Source organism: Natrialba swarupiae (genome assembly GCF_008245225.1).
Taxonomy (GTDB): Archaea; Halobacteriota; Halobacteria; order Halobacteriales; family Natrialbaceae; genus Natrarchaeobius; species Natrarchaeobius swarupiae.
Window position 1 is genome coordinate 1 of sequence record NZ_VTAW01000081.1, and the last position, 929, is coordinate 929.

At 55.5% G+C, this 929-nt stretch carries 1 pseudogene; it reads right to left on the reverse strand.

What is annotated here, in order from left to right:
* Positions 1-536 precede the first annotated feature (536 nt).
* A pseudogene (locus tag FYC77_RS20000) lies at positions 537-851 on the reverse strand (SDR family NAD(P)-dependent oxidoreductase); the annotation flags it as partial.
* Between the last annotated feature and the right edge of the window lie 78 nt (positions 852-929).

Here is a 929-nt window from a genome sequence, read left to right on the forward strand (position 1 = left end):
CTCACCTCAGATTTACTGTAGAAGTTAGTAGAGTTGCTTGTTAACACTGACCGTGTCAAGTTTTCTGTGGCACCCTCTGAACGATTTGAAAACGAAGCGGTTCGGTGTGTCCCGCTCGTAGACACGTTCGATGGAGTCTCAATCACTATCTCGTCCGTACCGAAACTCGAGCCCGTGGCAGGAGAGTGGGGGTTTCGATCGCGGGGCTGACTCAACGAGTAACAGAGCATCTTCGGCGTCGTGGGTCTCCATAAACTCCGCAAGAACTATCTCGGTGAGACCGGTCGTCACGTTGAAAACAGCCGAACGTGCAGAAACCGATTCGTTGCTGGATTGACCGTTGCGTACCGCCAATACCCACAGATTACACCTCGTCGAGCGCGACTTACGCTGTCTCAAACCCCCAACAGCGATAAGATCGGCTTGGTGCACCGAATCGCGAGCGGTTTTCCGACTCCGTTCGACACTGCACCTTTCGAGTTCTCGATCGGTATTCGAGTTCGAGGGGCAATTTTGTACGGTGTCGAGATTGATCCTCAACAGATCTGCCAGCCGCCGTCAACGTTGATCAGTTCTCCCGTGACATACGCTGCGTCGTCACTCGCTAAGAAGAGATACGCACCCGCAACGTCCTCGGTGGTGCCGGCTCGGCCTAAGGGAACAGGTTTGAGTAGGTCGTCCGCTGCGGCCAGCTCGGTGGCTTGCTCGGCCCACCCCTCGGTAAACTCGGTCGCGATCTGGCCGGGCGCGACGCCGTTGATTCGGATTCCCGCATCGCCGTATTCGAGCGCCGCACCGCGAGTGATCATCTTGACCGATCCCTTGCTGGAATCGTACTGAACCTGATCGTACTATCCGTCTTTAGCTAAGCGAGAAACCACGTGACAGCGGCGACTTATCGAGGCATCTTTTTGAGAGGAATGAGGAGG